Below are 21,178 nucleotides of genomic sequence, written 5' to 3' on the forward strand. Positions count from 1 at the left end.
TAGTTATGGATACTAAAGAGAAAAATCAAGAAGTCGTTAAAAACGTGTTTGTTAAGTTTTTAGAAACTAACAAACATCGTAAAACTCCTGAGCGTTTTGCTATTTTACAGGAGATATACGATTTAGAAGAGCATTTTGATATTGAGTCTTTATATATTAATATGAAGAACAAAAAGTATCGTGTAAGTAGAGCTACGTTGTATAACACAATAGAGTTGTTGTTAGAATGTGGTTTGGTAAGAAGACACCAATTTGGTCAAAACCAAGCACATTACGAAAAAAGTTTTTTTGACAAACAGCACGATCATTTAATTTTAGATAATGGAGAAGTTATCGAGTTTTGTGATCCTAGAATACAGACAATAAAAAAGACAATAGAAGAGGTTTTTAACGTAGAAATTAGCAAGCATTCGCTTTATTTTTACGGGACAAAAAAAGAGAAATAGAATTTTACATTTACAAATTTAAAATGGCAGTAGATTTATTATTAGGATTACAGTGGGGAGATGAAGGTAAAGGGAAGATAGTGGATGTGTTAACACAAAACTATAATTTAATATCTCGTTTTCAAGGAGGTCCAAACGCAGGACACACTTTAATCTTTGATGGACACAAACACGTATTACACACAATTCCTTCAGGAATTTTTCACAAAGAGGCTATCAATGTTGTAGGAAACGGAGTCGTAATAGATCCTGTAATTTTTAACAAAGAAATAGAAGATTTATCTCAGTTTGATATTGACTTTAAAAAAGTCTTGTTAATTTCTAGAAAAGCACACTTAATTTTACCAACTCACCGTTTGTTAGATGCTGCATCTGAAAAAGCAAAAGGAAAAGATAAAATTGGTTCTACGTTAAAAGGTATTGGTCCAACTTATATGGACAAAACAGGACGTAACGGAATGCGTGTTGGAGATTTAGAATTAGACAACTGGAAAGAAATTTTTGAGAAATTGACTCAAAAACATCTTAAAATGATTGAATTTTATGATGTTGAATTAGAATATAATTTAGATGAGTTAAGAGCTTGTTTCTTTGATAGTGTAGCAGAATTAAAAAAGTTAACTTTTATAGATAGTGAAGAGTATTTACACAACGCTATAAGAACTAACAAAACAATTTTAGCAGAAGGAGCTCAAGGTTCTTTATTAGATGTTGATTTTGGAACCTATCCATTTGTAACATCTTCTAACACTACAGCAGCAGGAGCTTGTACTGGTTTAGGTGTTGCACCAAATCAAATAGGAGAAGTTTTTGGGATTTTTAAAGCATACACTACTCGTGTAGGTTCTGGACCTTTCCCTACAGAATTGTTTGATGAAGATGGAGCAACTATGGCTAAAGTAGGTCACGAGTTTGGTGCCACTACAGGTAGAGCACGTAGATGTGGATGGTTAGATATGGTGGCTTTAAAATATGCTTGTCAAGTAAACGGAGTTACACAATTAAATATGATGAAAGCAGATGTTTTATCTGGTTTTGAAACGTTAAAAGTGTGTACTGCTTATGAATATAAAGGAGAAGTAATTAGTCATTTTCCTTACAATATTGAGCCAGAAAATGTAAAACCAATTTATACTGAAATTCCAGGTTGGAAAGAAGATTTAACAGGAATGACTTCTGAAGATCAATTACCAGCAGCGTTAAATAACTATATTGATTTTATAGAAAAAGAAACAGGTATTAAAATTACCATTGTTTCTGTAGGACCAGATAGAAAACAAACTATTGAGAGATAAGATCTTACTAAAAGTATAGCATAAAAAAACTCAGACATTTGTCTGAGTTTTTTTGTTTAGGGAGATTTCTTAATGTTTTATAATTAGCGCAACAATTTCATTTGCAGGAATTACTACTTTTTGTTCTTCTTTACCATCTAGCAATAAATTAAATGTAGTCGTTTTTTCATTCGGATTTTGAATCAATACTTTAAGCTCCCCGTTAGGAGCTTTTACGGTAATCATAGGGTAATTCCCTCTATTTAAAGATGAAACTCTAACATCTCCTGGCTGAATGAATTTACTGATGATATACATTGCATTGTAATCCGGGTTGTAAATCACCTCTTTGGTTGTTCTATTAATATTTATCAGGGAGTTTTGAGGCCAATCCCAAGAGCTTTTGGTGGTTTCATTTAAAATCATATTCCAATAACTATAAGCTGTACATCCGCTGTTAATATAGCCAGCAACTTCTTCCAAACGAGTCATTGCTTGTTCTGATGTGTTTTTTCCGTTAAAACACTTCCCTTCAGTATGAAACATTTTTAAATTAGGTTTAAATCTAATAGCATCGTTTAAAATAACAGAGTTGGTGTATTGAACTCCCACACCCGCCAATTGATCAGTATTTTTTAATTGTACAAAGTCGATTAAATCCATTTGATCTGAAGCTCTAAAAGTTCCTGCGTATATTTCTGTTTGTAGGTTGCTTTTTTTGAATAGAGGAATCAGGTGTTTGTTTGCAAATTCAACCATTTGTTTGGCTCTAAAAGCATTACTGGTATACTTTGTATTGGCATCATTTTCATTCTGAATACAAATCCTATCAATAGTTACACCTTGTTTGGCATAGGCTTGTACATATTTAGCAAAATACAAAGCATAAGCAGCCATTACTTTTGGATCTGTTTTTAAGGTGTTGGGTTTTTGAGTCAATCCGGTTAACGATTCGTTTTGTTTCATCCAAGCTGGCGGACTCCAAGGAGAACCAAATAGTGTAAGGTTTTTATTAATACTTATAGCTTTTTTAATATAAGGAAGTACATATTTTTTATCTCTTTCTATAGAGAAATCTTCCATGTTATAATCGTTTGGAGTATTTGAGTAACTGTAAGCATCCAAGCCAAAATCACTGGCACCAATTGCAGTTCTACAAAAAGTAAAATGAGCATCATTTTTTGCAAACAAGTTTTTTATGACTTCTTCTTGAACTTTGTTGGGTAGCGATAGTAGGGCTTCTGCACCTATTTCGTTAAAAGCACCTCCAATACCTTCAATAGTCTGGAATTCAACTTCTGGTTTAATGTAGATAATGTTTTTCCACATAATTTTTTTAGAAGGATGGGTTTGATCTACTTTATAAATAGGATTTTCTAAACCTACATCTAATTTTGCAGCCCAAACCTTGATGTCTACGCTTTTTTGAGAAAATCCGGAAAAGGAAATAATGGTAAATAAGCCCCAAAAAACTTGATTATTTATGTTCATGATCGTATTTATATTTAAAAATTATTGTTAGTTACATTATTGGTAGTAGACAAAACGTTTGGTGTAACTTGTAGTTCCATCTTTTATTTTTAGGATGTAAATTCCATTAGCTAAAGAGTTGTTTATTTTAAATATAAAATTGTTGTTAGAAAGTGTGTCTATCTTTTGTTGATTGATTGTTTGTCCTTTAAAACCAATAAGAGAAAACACCAAAGGTCCGCTAATTGTATGGTTACTTTTAATTAGAATAGATGCATTTTTAGGTTCTGGAATTATAACCCAAGGATTTGTACTTACAGGATTGTTTATAGACAGTGTGTTTTTATTGTTACTGGCTCCAATGTTGGGAGTTCCAGAGGATAAATCTATCGCGTTTCCGTAAAAATCTACAATAGGGTAGGACGTAATGTCTTTAAAAACTCCTTGTCCTGCTTCCGGAATAATAGGACCTTCTTTTGTTAAACCATTATCAATGGCCAAACTTTCTGGTGTAATGTTGTATTTGTGTTTTTGTTCCCCGCTATTCATAAAATTAGGGCTTCCGTTTTGTGGAGCAGCATCCATGGTTACAAAATCAGGGTTTATATTTCCTTCAAAAAGGTTGTTGCTAATTAAGGAAAGAGTACCTGTTTTAGATTCAGGTTGAACTGATAAATGTCCACCTATTTCTACACCTCCATTGGTAGATGAAAATATATTGTTGTACACAAAAAGATTGGTCGCATCCATGGTAATAGAAGTCCATTCTCTACCTTCAAAAGGTTTGTTAATGACCACCGTGTTGTTGTGAATATAGATGTGATTGTTTGGAGAAAAAGCATCATCATCATGACGTACAGCATTTACCCAAATGGTGTGGTTGCTAGTGTCCCAAGTTGGGTTTACTCTAAAACCATCATTAACACTTACATTAAATCGGTACACAGCATTTTCATTTCCTCTTAAAATTTCTACAAAACCACCTTCACAATCTTCCATATAGTTGTATTGTACAAAAGTGTTTTTGTTATAATTGTCTATGTGAATACCGTGAGAATCTAAATAACCACGAGTACTAAGACAAGTGTTGTATTGCATAACGGTATTGATACAGTTGATATTCCAAATAGAACTACCTCTCCCTGGCATTCTAGAATCTGTTGTTGCTCCAGGATGGTCAAATAAATTGTTCTCTATCAGACAATTATAAGTTCTATTAGGTAAGACTCCAGTTCCTCCGTTGTAAGAAAACTCATTGTTTCTAACAATAATATTCATATTCCTATTAATTTCATCATTTCCAATTCCTGTATCACCTCCTCCGTGTTTAAATTGAACTCCAAAACGTTGATTGTTGGCAAAAAGACAATTTTCAATTAAAATATCTCTAATGTGTTTTTCTTCTCCTGCAACATAGTTTTTAGAACTACTAAAACCTAATGCAGAAACTTGAATAGTGTCAAAATCACTAGTATCTAAAATGGGTTGTACGGCAAATGTGTTTTTAAAGGTTACGTTTCTAAACGTTATATTTTCCATTACTGTAGTTCCAGAATTTTTCACATAAATTCCATAGGCATCCGTATCATCAACACCGCTTCTGGTAACCGTTCTCTCATTCTGAATTTCAAGATCTTCAAAAACTAAGTTGTCTACATTTTCTACTAAAATTGCTTCCTGATAATCTCCACCTCCATCAGCTCCAACTTGTCCGGTAATAATAGGTTGGTTTCCTGTGCTATAAGAAGTAATTACAATAGGTTTAGACACATCTCCAGAGCCATTTACGACATAATGCCCATTAAAACGATCTCCTTTTTTAAAGAAAACAGTATCACCAGGAATTAAAAGAGTGTTAGATAATTTATCTAAAGAGTTCCAAGGTTGATCTATGGTTCCATCATTCTCATCGTTTCCAGAGTTGCTGATGTAGAATTTATTTTGTCTAACAATTTCTGTAACGGTAATATTGTCAAAATCTATGGTTCCAGACCAATTGTGATATAAAGCTATTTTTACTTGCTGAGTTTCGTTAGTGGTTATAAAATCAACCTCTAAGGTTTTCCATTCCGTTTCTTCAGCCTCGGTGCTAGGTTTGTAGTCTGGAGAGGTATAAAGTTCGTTATTATTTAGATCGTAAATTTTTAAACTTCTTTTAAAAGTTCCTTTGGTATCTATTTGTAGTTTATAAGTTTTGTTAGGGGTAACACTTATGGTTTTTGCAATTTGCATTTTTGCACCTCCGTTGGAATTTGCCACCATGTTACCAATATTGTTTCCGCTTCTGTTTTGTACTGTGGCAGTTACGGTTGCTCCGGCAACATATTCGTTGTTAAAAGATATTTCGTAGTTGTCTGTAGTTAAGTCTAAGCCTACGGTTTTACTAGAAAAATCTTCTGTAAAGATGGTTTGACTATTTGCTATAGAGCTGATTAAAAGGCTTAATAAAATTAAAAAACGATTCATTAGTTTAGAATTAGTTAGTTCTATCAATTTACTTTTTATTAAATAATTAAAGGGAATAAATGATTTATAAGTTACTTGACATAAACTGAACGTTAAAAAAAAGGTTTGGAATAATGGCATTAAGCTTGTAAGTCAATTGTAGCACAAAGATTTCCAAAATACACGGAATAAAGTATCTTTGCCAACGTATGAAATTAACAATCAATCTTAAAACGTTTTTACTTTTCTTAATTCCTTTTATGGGAATGACACAAACAAGTAAAATAAAAATATTACACTCTAACCAAACCTACAGAGACCAAAAGCAATATCCAGGAGCTATGGTCTTAAACGGGAATGTTCAGGTAGAGCATCAAGGAGCTTTGTTAACTTGTAAAAAAGCATTGTTCTATCAGTTAGAAAATAGGCTGTATGCTTATGGAGATGTGTTTGTAAATCAGGCAGATACATTAACTCAAAAAAGTGATCATTTACAGTATGATGGTGATAGTCAAAAAGCACTTTCTTGGGGAAAGGTTGTGGTAAAAGACAAAGATATTACCCTAACGACAGATACACTTCATTTTAATAGAGCTACACAAGTACTAACGTACGATTGTTTTGGAACCATTGTGAATCAAGACAATACTTTAACTAGCCAGATAGGAGAGTATTTTGCTAACGATAAAAAACTAACTGCCAGACAAAATGTACAAGTAGTAAACCCGGACATGAACTTAAAAACTGGTCATATGGATTATTATACAGAGACCGGAAGAACTTATTTGTATGGACCTTCTACCATTATAAATAAAGAAAGTGAACTGTATACAGAAAGAGGAATTTATGATACTAGATTGTCTTTGGGATACTTGCTTAAAAATTCTATTATTTATCATGAGAGTAATGAAATAGAAGGAGATAGTTTGTATTACAATAAGCTAAAATCGTTTGCATCAGGAACAGGAAATTTGGTCATTACAGATACAGTAAATAAAATTATTGTAACTGGAGATTATGGAGAAGTATACCGAGATAAAGATTCTATTATTGTGACCAAAAGACCCTTGGCAATTTCTACGGTAGAAAAAGATTCTATGTTTATTCACGGTGATACATTGTCTATTACAGGGCCCGAAAAAAACAAGTTGATGAAGGTCTTTCATCATGTAAAAATATTTAAGTCAGATTTAAGTGGTAAGTGTGATTCATTGGTTACGCATCAAGGAAAAGGAATTACGGAATTGTATTCTAATCCTGTATTGTGGTCTGGAGCGAATCAAATTACAGGTGATAGCATTCGATTGATCAGTGATTTAGAAACCAATAAATTAGATTCTTTAAATATTATTAAAAATGCTTTAATCGTACAAAAAGACAGTGTTGGTTACAATCAAATTGCAGGTAGAAATATGTATGGTAAATTTGAGAATCAAAAGTTAACTTCTTTATTAGCCAAAGGGAACGGAGCTGTAGTAAATTATGCAAGAAACGAACAGGCAGAGTTAACCGCTATAATGGATATGGAATGTAGTAACATTCAATTTAATTTAAAAGAGAACAAAATTCAAGATATTATGTTCTTAAAAAAACCGGATGGAAAAACCTATCCCCCTGCAAAATTTCCTGAAGATAGAAAGTTAATCAAAGGGTTTATTTGGAGAGGAGCAGAAAGACCTTTAAAAAAAGAAGATATTTTTATTCATGACTAATTTAAGAGATCAATTTTTTAGGCATCAAGCTCAAACTACACCTCATGCTTTGGCTATAGAAGTTGTTAGAGCAGAAGGTTCTTATGTGTATGGTACAGACGGAAAAGAATATCTAGATTTTATAGCAGGAGTATCTGCCAATAGTTTAGGTCATAACCACCCTAAGGTATCCAAAGCTATAAAAGATCAGGTAGATGCTTATACACATGTAATGGTGTACGGTGAATTTATACAGCAACCGCAAACCGAATTGTGTAAGTTGCTGAGTGATTTGCTCCCTGAAAATTTAAATACGGTGTATTTGGTTAATTCAGGAACGGAGGCTACAGAAGGAGCTTTAAAATTAGCTAAAAGAGCAACGGGTAGAGCAGAAGTAGTGGCTGCAAAAAACGCTTATCACGGAAATACGCAAGGAGCTATGAGTGTCTGTGGTACCGAAATACAAAATAGTGCGTTTAGACCTTTGATACCCGGAACAAAATTCATCACTTTTAATAATGAAAAAGAGCTGGAAAAAATTACAGAACAAACCGCAGCTGTTATTTTAGAAACCATACAAGGAGGAGCAGGATTTATTACCTCTAAAAATGATTATTTAGCAAAAGTTAGAAAACGATGTGATGAGGTTGGGGCTTTGTTAATTTTAGATGAAATTCAATCAGGAATAGGAAGAACAGGAAAGTTGTTTGGTTTTGAATATTACAATTGCGTACCAGATATTTTAATTACCGGAAAAGGTTTAGGAGGAGGTATGCCTATTGGTGCTTTTATTAGTAGTTATCAAAACATGGAAAAACTTCAAGACTTTCCAAAATTAGGACATATTACTACTTTTGGTGGGCATCCTGTAATTGCTGCTGCTGCATTGGCAACGTTAAAAGAAATTACAGAAAGCAATTTAATGCAAGAAGTCTTGCGCAAAGAACAGTTATTTAAAGATTGTTTACAGCATTCTGCAATAAAAGAAATTAGAGGAAAAGGTTTGATGTTGGCTCTAATTATGGAAAATGAAAACGTAGCAACTGATTTGGTTTTAAAATGTATGGACAATGGATTGTTGTTGTTTTTTTTATTATTTGAGAAAAAAGCGGTTAGAATTAGTCCGCCACTAACTATTTCTGATGAAGAGATTAGAATTGGTTGTGCCAAAATAATAAAGGTAATTGATGAAATTATTGCCTAAAAAAAGAGGATGATTTATTCATCCTCTTTTTTTATGTCATCAATCGTTTTTAAAACAAAGAGCAGCAGCTCCTAAAATACCAGCATCATTTCCTAAGGTAGCAAGTTTAATATCTAGTTTATTCATATAATAATCAGGCAATCTTTTTTTTAGTTCTTTATGCATGTTTTTTCTAACAATACTAAAAGATTTACTAACACCACCACCTATAAAAACGGTTTCAATATCTAAGATACGAATGGTAGAAACTAAGGCTTCACCAAGTACAGTACCTACTTTTTCAAAAACCTCAACAGCTACAGGGTCTGCTTTGGTGCAAGCAAGTACCACTGCTTTAGAATCTAAATCTTTAGCTTTTAAATAGGTTTCTTTTCCTTTCTTTATTTTAGACAAAGCCATGTCTACAATCGCTTTTTTCCCCATGTTTTCTTCAGCAGTTTTTCCGTTAGAAGTAATTATATGTCCCACTTCCATGGCGTTTCCATTTCCACCTTTAAAAATTTCTCCATCTAAAATAGCAGCACTTCCCAATCCTGTTCCTAACGTCATAAAGATAAAATCGGAAGGAACGTTTTTAGATTTAGAAAAGTGAAGTTCGCCTATACCTGCAGCATTGGCATCATTGTCTAAAAAGAAAGAAATAGTAGGGTGTTTTTCTTCTAAGATAGAAAGTAAAGCCACATTGTTAAACTCAGGAATATTTGCCATAAACACGGTAGACTTTCTGTCTTTAGAAATTAATCCAGGTACAGCAATTCCTACTTTTTTTATGTGAGGCTGTTCTTTTAATTGTTGACTTATTTTTTTTACAAAGGCATTGATAAAATCATCTGTCTCTCTTAATTTTAATGTAGGGTGTTTTACTTTTGTTAGCAATTCTCCTTTTCTATTTACAATACCAAACTTTATATTGGTTCCTCCTACGTCTATTCCTAAGTATTTTTCTGTCATGCTTTGTGTTTAATTATTTATGGTGATGGTAGAAAATCACCTAAAATAAAGGCTTTGTAAACTAAAGATACAGAAAACTATTTTAAGAAAAAGAGAATCTAGTTTTAAGGATTGCAATTTTAAACCCTTTTTATAACAATTATGACGATATCTAATTAGAAATAATTTGCGCTACATAAATAAAACTGTATTTTTGCCACACTAAATTATTTATAAATGGCAACTATTCAAGAGCTAAAAGATTTTACACAACAAGTTAGAAGAGATATTGTACGTATGGTACATGCTGTTAATTCAGGACACCCAGGAGGTTCTTTAGGATGTGCAGAATACATTACGGCTTTGTATCAAGAAATTATGAAGTATGATGCTTCTAGTTTTGAAATGGATGGAAAAGGAGAAGATTTATTCTTTTTATCAAACGGACACATTTCTCCGGTATTTTATAGTGTATTAGCTCGTAGTGGTTATTTTCCAGTATCAGAATTAGCATCTTTCCGTTTGTTAAACTCAAGATTACAAGGTCACCCTACAACACATGAAGGTTTACCAGGTATTAGAATAGCATCGGGTTCTTTAGGACAAGGAATGAGTGTTGCTTTAGGAGCTGCACAAGCTAAAAAATTAAATGGTGATGATCGTTTGGTGTATAGTTTACATGGTGATGGAGAGTTGCAAGAAGGTCAAAACTGGGAAGCAATTATGTATGCTGCTGGTAAAAAAGTAGACAACTATATTGCAGCTATTGATGTAAACCTAAAACAAATTGATGGTACTACGGATGAAGTAATGCCAATGGGATCTATAAAAGCGAAATTTGAATCTTTTGGATGGGACGTTTTAGAGGTTGAAAAAGGTAATGATTTAGAGGTTATTATTGCAAGTATTAAACAGGCACAAGCATTAACAGGAAAAGGAAAGCCAGTATGTATCTTATTATATACAGAAATGGGGAACGGAATTGACTTTATGATGCATACACACGCTTGGCACGGTAAAGCTCCTAATGACGAGCAATTAGAAAGTGCTTTAGCTCAAAACCCTGCAACTTTAGGAGATTATTAAGAAGATTTCTTTATAGTTATATAAAATTAAAAAGCTCTGTTGTACAACAGAGCTTTTTTTATGTTTACAAAAAAATAAGAATGTTATTTTATAAAACCTATTTGCATCAAGATAAAAACAAACCTTGGGTTACTTTTGTGCATGGAGCAGGAGGAAGTAGCTCTATTTGGTTTTCTCAGATAAGATATTTTAAAGAGTCTTTTAATTTATTGTTTGTTGATTTAAGAGGTCATGGAAAATCAAGAAAAACACATCCTAAAAATAGTTATAATTTCACTAATATAACAGATGAAGTTGTAGAGGTTATAGAGCATCTAAATATAAAACACACACATTTAATAGGAATTTCTTTAGGTAGTGTTGTAATTATGGATATGGCTCATAGACATGCTTCTATTGTAACTTCGTTAGTAATGGGAGGTGCAATTATACATTTAAACTTAAGAGCACAGGTGTTAATGAAATTGGGTGTTTTTTGTAAGCATATAGTTCCTTATTTATGGCTCTATAATTTTTTTGCTTATGTAATTATGCCAAAAAAAAATCACAAAGATTCACGACATTTTTTTGTAGAAGAAGCAAAAAAAATGAATCAGAAAGAGTTTATAAAATGGTTTTCTTTAGTTTCTAGTGTTAATGGTTTATTATCCTTTTTTAGAGAAACAAAAATTAAAATTCCTGTTTTGTATATAATGGGATCAGAAGATTATATGTTCTTACCTAGTGTAAAAAGAATTGTCAAAAATCATCAAAATACTAGTTTAACAATATTGCCAAATTGTGGGCATGTGGTAAATATAGAGGCTTCAGCTCTTTTTAATAAAGAGGTCAGTAGCTTTATTTCTGAGGTATAAAAAAAGACTCGCTATAGCGAGTCTTTTTGATATATAAAACAAGGAATGTTATTTAATTTCGTAGATAGCAATTGTACTAGATACTTCGTGAGTAGCAATCATTAAATAGTTTCCTGTAGGGCTATCTGCTTTATCAACAACAGTGATCCCTTCTGGAGAAATATCGTTAGCATCGTATAACCAAGTAATAAATTCAGGATTTAAAGCATTGGTTACATTGTAAACTAAAACGGCACTAGTTCTTTCTAACCCAACAAATAAAATAGTTTCGTCACCAATTTTTAACGTTTTTACAGATTCTGGTTCAGCTCCTTTGTCATCAGATCTTCCGTCTGCTTTTCCTTCATCTTGATTAAAGATAGAGGGAGCTAAAGTTAATGTCTTTCTAGCAATTTCAGAACCTGAATCGTATACTCTTTCTCCGTTAGTATTCCAGATAGAGAAAGAACGAGCACCGTATCCATAAATTTGCTCATATTTACCTTCACTATTTTTACCGTTAGCAGTAGTTACTTTTAAACGACCTAAGTTTTCATCTTCTTGTAACCACTCAGCATTTGGATAAGCAGTAGGGTCTAAATCTAAATCTTTTACTCTTTCTTCTTCAGAATATCCATCGTAGTCTCTAGAGTCTCCTTCGTTTGCCGAAACAATGTACCCGTTTCCGTTAGAGGTAAAATAATCAATTGCATCTGGCATATAATAACTTAATACGTTCCAGTTTTTTAAATTACCTGCAATATCATCTTTGTTTGATGCATCTATTTCGTTTCCAGAAATATTATAATCTTTAACTCCTAAACCAACTATTTTAGTAATTGTTTTAGTGGCTAAATCTACAATAGCCAATCCGTTATTTTCTTGTAAAGAAACGTAAGCTGTTTTAGAATCATCTGATACAGCAACGTATTCTGGTTCTACATCTTTTTCTAAAGAATCACTATTAGGTCCAAATAATCTAAAATCGTTTCCTGGATTTGTGATACCAGCAAAAGAAATTTGAGACGTAGTTCCTGAAGCAATTTCTACAATGGTAATAGAACCCTCAGGATCTACATCGTAATTGTCATTAGGTTCTCCTTCGTTAGCAGAAATAATATATTTTCCATCGGGAGAAAAAGCAACCATATCTGGCAAGGCTCCAGCAGTATAAGATTGAATAGCTACTTGTGTATCTGTATTAAAAGTTTCAATAGTTCCGTTTGCTTGTTTGTTGCTGTTTTCTACTGCAACGGCTAAAGTTCCATTAAGTACAGCTACAGAGTTAGGGCTTCCTGGAGCTACAGAAATAGAAGTTCCTTTTACAGGGTTGGTAACATCGGTTAGATCTAAAACAGATACTTCGTCTTCTTCTGGATTTACTATAAATAATTTGTTTGTAGTTGGGTCAAAAGCAGAAATTTCGGCAAAGGCTTCATCATTACCATTGGTAAACGTTCCTACTTTATTAAAAGTCATTTGAGCGATGGTTTTTACAATTTCAGCATCTTTTCCGTCATTACCATCAGCACCATTAGCTCCGTTTGTACCATCTTTTCCGTTTACACCATCAATAGCATCTTCTCCACACGAGATGAATGTAAAAGTTCCTAATAGACCTAGCGTAAATAATTTAAAAATTTTGTTCATTTTAGTTGAATTTTGTTTGCCACAAATAAAGAGGTCTTGTGTTTAAAAAAAGTTAACTGTAGAACATTGTAAGATTAACATTGTTTTATATGTTAGGTTTTTTGTTAGTTAAACATTATGGAATTGTTTGCTAAAGGTTGTCTGTAAATACTTTGAATAGAATAATAATTTTTAAATCTATTGTAGTGAGGGATTTAAGTTGCTATTTGCTGTATGTAATAAATATAAATAAAAAAAGATTCCATATTACACTAATCGTAACATGGAATCGTTTGATTTTTTTATTGAAATAAAGTATGTTGTTTTATAAACTTACTTCTAATATTACTGCTTTTTTAGAATCTACGTGTATTTGCTCTGTAGTTGCGGGTAATAAAATAGTTTCTCCTTTGTTTACCGTGATAACATCTCCGTTGCACTCTAAACTAAAACTACCTTCTACACACATATAAATAACAAAAGAATCTAATTGAGAATAGTCTTTGGTTACTTTATTTGTTAATTGAATAATATTAGTATTAAAATATGGAGAGTGTACAAGTGTAGAAGATTGATTTTCTGCTAAATTATAGGTGGTTTTGTATTGGTCTGCCACGTTATAGTTAATAGCATCTATGGCTAAATCGGTATGTAATTCACGTTGTTTTCCTGTGGTAGCATCTACACGATCATAATCATAAATTCTATAGGTAATATCTGATGTTTGTTGGATTTCTGCAATAACAGTTCCGGCACCAATAGCATGTACTCTACCTGTAGGAATGTAAAAAGTGTCACCAGGTTCAACTTTCTCGGCATTTAAAATATCTAAAACAGTTCCGTTATTTACGTGTTCTATATATTCTTGTTTAGTTACTGTTTTGTTAAAACCAACAATTAATTCTCCATCATTGTCAACATCCATAACATACCACATTTCATTTTTTCCGAATGAATTATGACGTTCTTTGGCTAGCTCATTACTAGGGTGTACTTGTATAGATAGTGGAGTTTTAGCATCAATAAATTTGATAAGAATAGGGAAATCATTTCCAAATTGTTTGTATACTTTATTTCCTACAAAATCTCCCTTGTAAGTTGTGATTAGTTCTTTTAAAGATTGTCCTGCTAAAAATCCGTTTTCAACTACGGATACATCTCCTTTTACGTCAGAAATTTCCCAACTTTCTCCAATATTTTTTTTATTAGATTGTTTTTTAAAGGTGTGGATTAATTTTTCTCCTCCCCAAATACGCTCTTTTAAAATGGGAGTAAATTTAATTGGGTATGCTTTCATTTCTTTAATTTGATTTTTGTTGGTGTTGGACAAATATAATATTTCTAACTGTTTATTCTTTTCCTAAAAACAATTTTAAAGGTTTTATAAATTTTTCAAAACTTTCTATATGTGGTAAATGTCCAATATTTTCTATTTCTATTAATTTAGAATTAGGGATTTTTTGTTGGGTTTGTTTTCCTAATTTAGCATATAATCCCATTGTTTTTCTTGTTTCTTCAGAAACCAAAGGTTTGCCTAGTGCGGTTCTATCTCTGGTACCAATAATTAAGAGTGTAGGACATTTTATGTTTTTAAACTCGTATAATACAGGTTGCGTAAAAATCATGTCATAAGTTAAAGCAGCATTCCAAGCTATTTTTTTATAATCAGAATTTAAAGTCCAACCCGCTAAAAGGTTTACCCATTGGTCATATTCACCTTTCCACTTACCATCATAATAATTTTTTAGTTGATAGGATTTAATTTTTTCAGCAGTTTTTTTTAACTCTACTTGGTACCACCAATCTACAGTTTGATAAGGCACAACTAATTTCCAATCTTCAAGACCAATAGGGTTTTCTAAAATTAATTTTTCGGTGGTTTCAGGATACATCAAAGCAAATCGGGTTGCTAGCATTCCTCCCATAGAATGTCCTAAAATAGCAGTTTTAGAAACATTTAAACTGTCTAAAAGTATTTTGGTGTTTTTGGCAAATTCCTGAAAAGAATATTGAAAACTGTCTGGTTTTGATGATTTTCCAAAACCAATTTGATCTGGTACAATTACACGGTAACCTTGGGTAGTTAAAGCTTCAATAGTTGTTTTCCAATAAGCTCCATTAAAATTTTTACCATGAAAAAGAACAACTATTTTTCCGTTGTTCTGGTTAGGTTTTACATCCATATAAGCCATTTTTAGCTCTTGTTGTTGAGAGCTTATAGCTATGTGGTTTACTGTGTATGGATATTTGTAATTTTTTAGTTCTAGGTCTAGCCATTGCAATTCGTTTTTTTGAGAAAAACCAAAGAAGGTTGACAGTGTAATTAAGAATAGTAATTTATATTTCATGTTGGTGTTTTTTAATGAGATAGATCAATCAAAAGTTACACCAAATCAATCATGAATAGTATAAAATAAATTTAGATAAATATTATAAAAACAGAAAAACCACAACAATTAAGTTGTGGTTTTTAATGTGGTGCCTCCAGGAATCGAACCAGGGACACAAGGATTTTCAGTCCTTTGCTCTACCAACTGAGCTAAGGCACCATGCTTAACTTAGCGGTTGCAAATATAGAATCTTTTTAGTGTTCTGCAAACTTTTTGAACAAAAATTGTTGTTATCTTTGAAAAGAAATTAATCATTCTATGCATTTAATTATAGACGAAGGAAACTCACTTGTAAAGCTAGCTGTTTTTAATAAAAAACAGTTGCTTGATTTTAAACAAGTTAGTTTTGAACTGTGTGAAACTACACTCATAAACTGGTGTAAAGAATATACTTTTACAGCAGTGATTGTATCTTCTGTAACCGATCATGTTTTAGATATATTTAATACTTTGCCTATTAAAAGAAAAGTGGTTTTGTCATACAAAACAGCAGTGCCTTTTAAAAATTTATACAAAACTCCAAATACTTTAGGGGTAGATAGAATTGCTTTAATGGCAGCTGCTTGTGTAAAATATCCTAAAAAAAAATGTTTGGTAATTGATGTAGGAACTTGTATTACTTATGATTTTATCAACAATAAAGAGGAATATATAGGGGGAGCAATTTCTCCAGGTATAGAAATGAGGTTTAAAAGTATGCATGCTTTTACTCAAAAACTACCTCAATTAACTCTAAAAGAGGGAGTTGTTGTTTTGGAAGGAACAAGTACAGAAACCTGTATGTATAGTGGGGTTTTAAATGGTATAGTGTTTGAAATAGCAGGGATGATCAACTCTTATGAACAAAAATATGGGATTGTTAATATAATATTAACAGGAGGCTCTGCTAAATTCTTGTATAAGCAATTAAAAAATAGCATATTTGTCAACCCGAATTTTCTGTTAGAAGGATTAAATGAGGTTCTAACATATCAAAGTACAGATGAAGCAAAACAAAAATAGTGTCTTAATATTTATATTTTCAATTTTAATTTCTAGTGTTTATGCACAAGAAAAACAGGTATCCTCTTTATTATCTAATTACGGATTAGGAACTGTTTTTTCTGAAGCTACAGTAACCGAAAAAGCACAAGGTGATTTATCCGTTATAAACAATAATACAGAAGAAGTAATTTCTATAGCAAATCCAGCTTTATTAAGCCATTTGCAATTAACATCTTTTACCGTTTCTTTAAATGTTTTAGGAAGTAATGTAGAAACTCAAAATTCCAGCTACAGTGCCTCTGCTATTTCATTATCTAATTTGTCTTTAGGAATTCCTTTGGGACCTAAAGGAGGTGTTGCTATTGGATTAAGAGCTAATTCTGCCGTTGGTTTTGAAGTAGAGAGTGATAACTTTTATGATTATGGTAACGGAGGAGTAAATCAAGCTTATTTTGGAATTGGTTATGAGGTTTTAAAAGGATTGTCTTTAGGGGCACAAATAAGCCAGTATTTTGGTAAAACAGAAAAAAGACAAGCCTTTAAAGGAGTACAACAGTCTACGGTTTATGATCATAACTTTAATGTATCAGGAACATCGGTTAAATTAGGAGCAGAATATAGTTACAGACTTTCAGAAAGGATAGAAGCAAAATTTGGAGCAACAGGTGTGTTAGCATATAATGTAACAGCAACAGGAACTTCAAGGTTTTTTGAAGCCATTCAAACAGATGAAAATATTTTTTCTGAAATAGGAGATAGTGCTCAGGAAAAAAATACAGAAGGAACAAAAAAGACTCCTTTCAAATCAGTATTAGGAATAGGATTGGGAGAAAGAAATCATTGGTTTGCTGGTTTGTCTTATGAAAATCAAGATGCTTTGTCTTATTCAGGAGGTCCTTTTAACCAAACATTATCAACAGCAACAGATAGACCACTTTCTTTTGAAGCTTCTAATAAAATTAGTTTAGGAGGTTATATAATCCCTAAGAAATATGCCTTAAAAAATTATTTTAATAGAGTAGCATATAGAGCAGGGTTAAAGTATGAAAACACAGGGTTGGTATTAAATAATAGCAGTGTAAAAAATCTTGGCATGTCTTTTGGATTTGGTTTACCTGTTGGAAAAAGAGTGTCTTATTTAAATCTATCATTTGAATTGGGGAGAATAGGAGATACTTCTAAAAACAACTATCAAGAAGAGTATTTTAATGTGGGAATAGATTTCTCACTTTCAGATAAATGGTTCAATAAACGAGTAATTGACTAATAATAATCACAATGAAAACAAAACTAATCACATTATTAACAACCTTATTTTCGGTTTTTATTTTAACCGTACAAGCACAAGACGATTGTGCTTTAAAGTACAATATGTTAAAAACAGACATTAAAACTAAGAATTATGATTCAGCTATAAAAAATTTAGAATACAGTTTAGATAACTGTGCTAATTTAACCGCTAACATTTATAAATACGGTGGTGGATTAATTAAAACTGTATTAAAAACAGCTACTGGAGAGCAAAAAACTAAAATAATTGCTTTAGGTAATAAAATGTTTAAAAAGCGTTTTGAATTTTATCCTAATGTAGATCCTGCAAAAGCACATAGTGATTATGCTGACTTTTTAGTAGATACAGAAGGTGATAAACAAGAAATTTACAGCCATTATGAAGAGGCTTTTGAAATTGATCCTACAAAATTAGGAGTAGGTTCTATTATTTATTTCTTTAATGCAGTTGTAGAAAAAAATAAAGAGAATAATTTACAGTTAATCTTTAATACTTATGATGTTACTGTAGAGGCTATGAATAAAAAGGTAGAGGGATACTTAAAAATTGTACAAGAGTTACAAGCAAAAGAAGAAGCCGGACAAACTTTAATTTCATCAGAAAAAAGAAAATTAAAAATTAGTACACAAAACTCTAAAGCTTTAGGACAGGTAGAAGGAATTTTAGATCAAAAAATTGAAGAGATTTCTACATGTGAATACCTAATCCCTTTATATAAAGAAGAGTATAGTGCTAATAAAACAGATGTACAGTGGTTAACTAGAGCAATTAACCGTATGTTTAAAAAAGACTGTACAGAAGATCCTTTGTATGCAGAATTGGTAGGTCAATACCAAGAGGTAAATCCATCACCAGAAGCATCTGTATTGTATGCAGGTCTTTTAATGAATAAAGGAGAAACGGCTAAGGCTATTGAGTTTTTTGAAAAAGCAATTTCTCAAGAAACAAATTCTGATAAAAAAGGAAAAAACTTATTAAAAGTAGCTAATATCTTTAAAAAGAGAGGGCAAACAGCTAAGGCAGTGTCTTATGCTAAAAAAGCTATAGCTGTAAAACCTAACTTAGGTAGAGCATATACGTTAATCGCAACTTCTTATGCAGATGCAGCAAATAGTTGTGGTAGAGATGAATTTGAAAAACGTATGACATACGTAATTGCAGAAAGTTATGCTTTAAAAGGAGGTAGAGTAGATCCTAGTATTGGAGTGTATGCTGCTAACCTAGCAAGATCTTATAAAGCAAATCAACCAAGTAAAAAATTAGTATTTAATAACGAATTAGGATTAAAATCTGGAGATAACTATACTATTAAATGTTGGATTAATGAAACTGTAAGAGTACCATAAACTATTGTTTAAAAATATAGAAAAGCCAAAGAAATTTCTTTGGCTTTTTTTATGCATTTTTGTTTGTAAAAGAATAGAAATCATTAGAATTTATAATTATATATTTGTACTACTTATAAGATAGCATGCAGCAAAAAAAAAATCATACAATAAAAATTAAAAACCAGTTATTATACGTGGCTATAATGGTTGTTTTTTTTAGTTGCAAAAACTCATCAAAAGAAATTAACGATTTTCTAGCAGATCAAAACTTACCTATTGGAGTTGCAGAAAACATAAACCATGTATATAAAGATTCTGGAAGGGTTACAAGTAGGCTAATAGCTCCTTTGTTATGGGATTATACCAATAGAAAGTTAAATCCTTATTCTGAATTTCCTAATGGTGTAAAAATTGTAACTATTAATAGAATTACAAGAGATTCTGTAACCGTAACAGGTAATTATGCAATCAGCTATGATCTTACTAGGTTTTCAGAAATTATAGGAGATGTAGTTGTTATAAATCATCAAAAAAACGCTACTTTAAATTCAGAACAAATGTACTGGGATCAAAAAGAACAATACTTTTTTACAGAAAGTCCTTTTACTTTATATACAGAAAAAGACACCTTACATGGTGTTGGTTTTGAGTCTGATAGTAGTTTAAGTAATTGGATATTAAATAATACAAACGGTAACTTTGTTGTCGATAATCAAGAAGAACAGAATGAATAAATTTTCAAAAATTATAGCGTGGGCATATTTGGTAGTAGGAATTGTTTTTTTGGTAGAGGTGTTTACCAACTGGAATACCGATAGACAAAAATCTTACGTTTCTTTATTTATGGCAGCTTTGGCTTTTTTTATGTTTGTTTTTAAACGTAAGTTTAGGAGTAAACAAACAGAAAAATAACATCAATGGACATAGAAAACCTCATTATTTTAACCTCAATAGTACTCTCCGCTTTTTTTTCGGGCTTAGAAATTGCATTTGTTTCATCTAACAAATTACAAGTCGCTTTAGAAAAGAAAAAAGAAGGATTAACATCTATATTGTTAACAAGATTAACCGAAAACTCATCACGTTTTATAACCACTATGTTAGTGGGGAACAATATCGCCTTGGTTATTTATAGTTATTACATGGGAATTAAATTGGTCTCTATTTTACCAGAGCCATTTAACAACTCGTTATTTATTCAAACCGTAATCTCTACTTTAGTAATATTGGTAACGGCAGAGTTTTTACCCAAAGCAATTTTTAGAGTTTATGCGAATGAAACATTGCGATTTCTTACCATACCAGCATATGTTTTTTACTTGCTTTTTTATCCAATATCAGGAGTTATAAAAAATATATCAGACGGTTTGTTAAAATTATTTTTTAACACCAATGCAGATGAAGAAGAAGCTGATTTTAGTAAAGAAGAACTAGGCCACTATATAGATAAACAGTTAGAAACAGGTAAGAGTGATGATGTGGTAGATTCTGAAATTCAGATTTTTCAAAATGCATTAAGCTTTAATTCAGTTAAAGCTCGTGAAATTATGGTGCCCAGAACAGATATTGAGGCTTTAGAAATACACGAACGAGTAAGCAGGTTAAAACAAAGGTTTGGTGATACAGGTTTTTCTAAAATTTTAATATACAAAACCTCTTTAGATGATATTGTAGGTTATGTACACGCTTTTGATATGTTTAAATTACCTAAATATATTAAATCGGTAATTTTGCCTGTAGAGTACATCCCCGAATCTATGATGATTAACGATGTATTAAGTGTAATGACAAAAAAGCGTAGAAGTATAGCTGTAGTTATTGATGAATACGGAGGAACCTCAGGAGTAATTACAGTAGAAGATATTATAGAAGAATTGTTTGGTGAAATTGAAGACGAACATGATAAAATTGCTTTAACTGACGAGAAGATAAATGAAAATGAATTTCATCTTTCGGCTAGGCTAGAAGTAAATTATGTAAATGAAGCCTATGAACTAAACATTCCTAAATCAGAATCTTATGAAACCATAGGAGGTTACATAATAGAAAGCATAGAAGATATCCCACAATTGGGAGAAGAGTTTGTGATGAATAATTTATATATTAAAATAATAAAAGTGAGCAATACTCATATAGAAGAAGTGTATATAAAATCTAATTACGCTACAGAGTAAGTT

18 protein-coding genes and 1 tRNA gene are annotated in these 21,178 nt (G+C 31.7%); 12 read left to right on the top strand and 7 right to left on the bottom strand.

Annotated elements, in window-relative coordinates; genetic code table 11:
* Window positions 1-5: 5 nt before the first annotated feature.
* Together FHR24_RS05835 and FHR24_RS05840 are read left to right on the top strand one after the other, a co-directional pair.
* Window positions 6-446, top strand: a complete 441-nt coding sequence (locus FHR24_RS05835; RefSeq protein ID WP_167185242.1) for a Fur family transcriptional regulator — start codon at window positions 6-8, stop codon at window positions 444-446.
* Between the two features lie 23 nt (window positions 447-469).
* Window positions 470-1,741 carry an adenylosuccinate synthase gene (locus FHR24_RS05840; protein ID WP_167185245.1) on the top strand — a complete coding sequence of 424 codons (1,272 nt, stop codon included), beginning with the start codon at window positions 470-472 and terminating at the stop codon, window positions 1,739-1,741.
* 69 nt (window positions 1,742-1,810) lie between these two features.
* Here FHR24_RS05840 and FHR24_RS05845 read toward each other — a convergent pair whose 3' ends face one another.
* Complete coding sequence (locus FHR24_RS05845) at window positions 1,811-3,211, bottom strand: glycoside hydrolase family 30 protein (RefSeq protein WP_167185248.1); 1,401 nt, start codon at window positions 3,209-3,211, stop codon at window positions 1,811-1,813.
* Between the two features lie 36 nt (window positions 3,212-3,247).
* Window positions 3,248-5,656: a T9SS type A sorting domain-containing protein gene (locus FHR24_RS05850; protein WP_167185251.1), complete on the bottom strand. Its 2,409-nt coding sequence runs from the start codon at window positions 5,654-5,656 to the stop codon at window positions 3,248-3,250.
* 188 nt (window positions 5,657-5,844) lie between these two features.
* Between FHR24_RS05850 and FHR24_RS05855 the strand changes: the two genes are divergently transcribed.
* Together FHR24_RS05855 and FHR24_RS05860 are read left to right on the top strand one after the other, a co-directional pair.
* Window positions 5,845-7,347 (top strand): OstA-like protein, encoded by a 1,503-nt coding sequence (locus tag FHR24_RS05855; protein WP_167185254.1) that lies wholly within the window; start codon window positions 5,845-5,847, stop codon window positions 7,345-7,347.
* Entirely contained in the window at window positions 7,340-8,530 is a 1,191-nt protein-coding gene (locus FHR24_RS05860; protein ID WP_167185257.1) for an aspartate aminotransferase family protein, read from the top strand. The genes FHR24_RS05855 and FHR24_RS05860 overlap by 8 nt, the downstream gene beginning before the upstream one ends.
* Window positions 8,531-8,569: 39 nt before the next feature.
* Here FHR24_RS05860 and FHR24_RS05865 read toward each other — a convergent pair whose 3' ends face one another.
* Window positions 8,570-9,481, bottom strand: a complete 912-nt coding sequence (locus tag FHR24_RS05865; RefSeq protein WP_167185261.1) for an ROK family protein — start codon at window positions 9,479-9,481, stop codon at window positions 8,570-8,572.
* Between the two features lie 216 nt (window positions 9,482-9,697).
* On the opposite strand from FHR24_RS05865, the gene FHR24_RS05870 reads away from it, so the two are divergent.
* Both FHR24_RS05870 and FHR24_RS05875 read left to right on the top strand, forming a co-directional pair.
* On the top strand, window positions 9,698-10,546 hold the full coding sequence (locus FHR24_RS05870; protein WP_167185264.1) for a transketolase: 849 nt from the start codon (window positions 9,698-9,700) through the stop codon (window positions 10,544-10,546).
* Window positions 10,547-10,626: 80 nt separating this feature from the next.
* Window positions 10,627-11,400 (top strand): alpha/beta fold hydrolase, encoded by a 774-nt coding sequence (locus FHR24_RS05875; protein ID WP_167185267.1) that lies wholly within the window; start codon window positions 10,627-10,629, stop codon window positions 11,398-11,400.
* Between the two features lie 48 nt (window positions 11,401-11,448).
* Here the strand turns inward: FHR24_RS05875 and FHR24_RS05880 are convergent, their stop codons facing one another.
* The 4 genes from FHR24_RS05880 to FHR24_RS05895 all read right to left on the bottom strand — a co-directional run bounded on the left by FHR24_RS05880 (window position 11,449) and on the right by FHR24_RS05895 (window position 15,557).
* The gene (locus FHR24_RS05880; RefSeq protein ID WP_167185271.1) at window positions 11,449-13,029 is read right to left on the bottom strand and encodes a choice-of-anchor I family protein; all 1,581 of its coding nucleotides are present in this window, start codon (window positions 13,027-13,029) and stop codon (window positions 11,449-11,451) included.
* A 304-nt stretch (window positions 13,030-13,333) separates the two neighbouring features.
* Window positions 13,334-14,305, bottom strand: coding sequence for a type I phosphomannose isomerase catalytic subunit (locus tag FHR24_RS05885; RefSeq protein WP_167185275.1), 972 nt, complete (start codon window positions 14,303-14,305; stop codon window positions 13,334-13,336).
* Between the two features lie 52 nt (window positions 14,306-14,357).
* Window positions 14,358-15,356: an alpha/beta fold hydrolase gene (locus FHR24_RS05890; protein WP_167185278.1), complete on the bottom strand. Its 999-nt coding sequence runs from the start codon at window positions 15,354-15,356 to the stop codon at window positions 14,358-14,360.
* A gap of 128 nt (window positions 15,357-15,484) precedes the next feature.
* Window positions 15,485-15,557: transfer RNA gene (locus FHR24_RS05895), tRNA-Phe, on the bottom strand.
* A gap of 99 nt (window positions 15,558-15,656) precedes the next feature.
* On the opposite strand from FHR24_RS05895, the gene FHR24_RS05900 reads away from it, so the two are divergent.
* From FHR24_RS05900 to FHR24_RS05925, 6 genes are all read left to right on the top strand, one after another.
* Window positions 15,657-16,400, top strand: a complete 744-nt coding sequence (locus FHR24_RS05900; RefSeq protein ID WP_167185281.1) for a type III pantothenate kinase — start codon at window positions 15,657-15,659, stop codon at window positions 16,398-16,400.
* Window positions 16,381-17,649 (top strand): hypothetical protein, encoded by a 1,269-nt coding sequence (locus FHR24_RS05905; RefSeq protein WP_167185284.1) that lies wholly within the window; start codon window positions 16,381-16,383, stop codon window positions 17,647-17,649. The genes FHR24_RS05900 and FHR24_RS05905 overlap by 20 nt, the downstream gene beginning before the upstream one ends.
* 11 nt (window positions 17,650-17,660) lie before the next feature.
* Window positions 17,661-19,019 carry a tetratricopeptide repeat protein gene (locus FHR24_RS05910; RefSeq protein WP_167185287.1) on the top strand — a complete coding sequence of 453 codons (1,359 nt, stop codon included), beginning with the start codon at window positions 17,661-17,663 and terminating at the stop codon, window positions 19,017-19,019.
* A 125-nt stretch (window positions 19,020-19,144) separates the two neighbouring features.
* On the top strand, window positions 19,145-19,735 hold the full coding sequence (gene lptC / locus FHR24_RS05915) for an LPS export ABC transporter periplasmic protein LptC (RefSeq protein ID WP_167185289.1): 591 nt from the start codon (window positions 19,145-19,147) through the stop codon (window positions 19,733-19,735).
* Window positions 19,728-19,913 carry a hypothetical protein gene (locus FHR24_RS05920; RefSeq protein ID WP_167185292.1) on the top strand — a complete coding sequence of 62 codons (186 nt, stop codon included), beginning with the start codon at window positions 19,728-19,730 and terminating at the stop codon, window positions 19,911-19,913. Before lptC ends, FHR24_RS05920 begins: the two co-directional genes overlap by 8 nt.
* Window positions 19,914-19,918: 5 nt before the next feature.
* The gene (locus FHR24_RS05925; RefSeq protein WP_167185295.1) at window positions 19,919-21,175 is read left to right on the top strand and encodes a hemolysin family protein; all 1,257 of its coding nucleotides are present in this window, start codon (window positions 19,919-19,921) and stop codon (window positions 21,173-21,175) included.
* Window positions 21,176-21,178 lie beyond the last annotated feature (3 nt).

Source organism: Wenyingzhuangia heitensis, assembly GCF_011762155.1.
Lineage (GTDB): Bacteria > Bacteroidota > Bacteroidia > Flavobacteriales > Flavobacteriaceae > Wenyingzhuangia > Wenyingzhuangia heitensis.